Genomic DNA, 1,816 nt, shown 5'->3' with positions numbered 1-1,816 from the left:
GGTGGAAGTACGTACCGGGCGGGTATCGGTGGCCGTGGCCGATCAGTTGGGTAAGCAGAATATGATAAGCACCCGCGAACGCGAGGGCATCCTGCTGCTGCCCAACCAGCAGGCCGTCCTGGCTCGCAAGGAAATCCGGCTCGTCAAGACGCTGGTTAAAAATCCTGTTCTTCTTAGCGAAATCCTTCCCAGCCAACCCAGGCATTCCTTCGTATTCGAGGCTACTCCCGCTCCTCGGGTGTTCAGGACGCTGGAGCGGGCCTACGGACTTAGCATCGTATTTGACGAGGAGCTGTTCGCCAATTGCCAGTTTACCGCTGACCTAACGGATGTGCCGCCCTACGAAAAACTCGACATCATTTGCCGAAGTATCGAAGCCAACTACCACATCCTGGACGCCCAGATTATCATCGATGGCAGAGGCTGCGAACCTTAGTCTCACTAGTTGAACCCTTAATCAAGTGTGCCAATGAAATAAACCTTAGCTCTTTAATGGAAAGAAGCTGGCAATGCACCACCATCACCAGCTTCGTAAAAGCCCCTTCTTGTCAGAATTGCATCCAACGGATGCCGGGGTCTGTTTTGCCAAAAGTGAATCCAACAAAACTTTCAAAATTATGAAATTAAAACAATCTACCCGGCGGCTGACGCTAAAAATCATGCAATGGTCTTTTTTACATCTGTGCCTGGCGGCGGTTTTTGCGAACGTTTCGTTAGCCCTCGATGTATCTGCCCAGGAAGTACTGGATCAGCGGATTTCGGTGCGGGCCGTGGATCAGAAAATCAACACGGTACTTTCTTATATCGAGAAAAACTCCGAGGTTAAATTTTTGTACAGTCCCAACCTGATTCGGTCTTCCAGAAAAGTCACGCTGAATGCCTCGAACGAGAAGCTGTCGGTGGTACTTGACAAACTACTTGTTCCGCAAAACATTAGCTATGAGCTGGTTGGAAAACGTATTATTCTAAAACGTAAACTACCTCCGTCTCAAAGCCGGGAAACGGGGGAAACTCAACTACCTGGCGTAATCTTACCGATTGATGTCACTATTTCGGGCCAAGTGACCGACGAAACGGGGGGCGTACTACCGGGCGTCAATATCCTCTTGAAGGGTACCCAAAGGGGCACGACGACGGATCAGGACGGGAAGTATCGTTTAAGTGTACCGGAGAATCTGGCCGAGTCAGCGACACTTGTTTTCTCCTTTGTCGGCTATGAACCACAGGAAGTCATTGTAGGGAATAGAACTACCATCGACCTTGTTTTGAATCCCGATCTTCAAGCCCTGGAAGAAGTGGTAGTAGTAGGCTACGGTACCCAGAAAAAAAGCGACCTGACCGGGTCGGTAGTGCGGGCCAACATCGACGCTTTTCGCGAATCGCCCAACGTCAATCTCGCGCAGTCGCTGCAAGGTTCTGTGCCGGGACTAAACATCGGCCAAGTCAACGCGGCGGGAGAAAATCCCAGCATTTCGGTACGGGGACGCACGACAATCAACGGAAATCAAAATGTGTTGTTGGTGGTAGATGGCATCATCTTTACCGGAAGCATGAGCGACCTCAATCCCTCCGACATCGCATCGGTGGACGTGCTGAAAGACCCCAGCAGCATGGCCATCTTTGGGGCCCAGGCCGCCAATGGTGTGATTCTGATAACAACGAAGGGTGGACAAAAGGGTAGTGTCTAAAAGAGGTTGATCAGGCAGTGACAGAGTCGCCGTATTTTCCTGTTTTGAAATAATGTTTGTTGATGTACATACCAATCACATTGTCGTGAATCTGTTGGTTTTTGGAAAAACATATCGTCCTGCGGCTC

At 50.2% G+C, this 1,816-nt stretch carries 3 protein-coding genes; 2 read left to right on the top strand and 1 reads right to left on the bottom strand.

Annotation, left to right across the window (positions count from 1 at the left end):
* Both ACEW8P_RS08205 and ACEW8P_RS08200 read left to right on the top strand, forming a co-directional pair.
* Positions 1 to 436 (top strand): FecR domain-containing protein (locus tag ACEW8P_RS08205; protein WP_373512602.1); only part of this gene is annotated, 436 nt, incomplete at its 5' end.
* A 181-nt stretch (positions 437 to 617) separates the two neighbouring features.
* Positions 618 to 1,688: a carboxypeptidase-like regulatory domain-containing protein gene (locus ACEW8P_RS08200; protein ID WP_373512601.1), complete on the top strand. Its 1,071-nt coding sequence runs from the start codon at positions 618 to 620 to the stop codon at positions 1,686 to 1,688.
* 10 nt (positions 1,689 to 1,698) lie between these two features.
* On the opposite strand, the gene ACEW8P_RS08195 is transcribed toward ACEW8P_RS08200, so the two are convergent.
* Positions 1,699 to 1,803 (bottom strand): hypothetical protein, encoded by a 105-nt coding sequence (locus ACEW8P_RS08195; RefSeq protein WP_373512603.1) that lies wholly within the window; start codon positions 1,801 to 1,803, stop codon positions 1,699 to 1,701.
* Between the last annotated feature and the right edge of the window lie 13 nt (positions 1,804 to 1,816).

It is taken from the genome of Persicitalea sp. (genome assembly GCF_041751555.1).
In the GTDB taxonomy this organism is placed as follows: Bacteria; Bacteroidota; Bacteroidia; order Cytophagales; family Spirosomataceae; genus Persicitalea.
The sequence above is the reverse complement of the archived record's forward strand: the minus strand, read 5'-3'. Positions and strand labels throughout refer to the sequence as shown.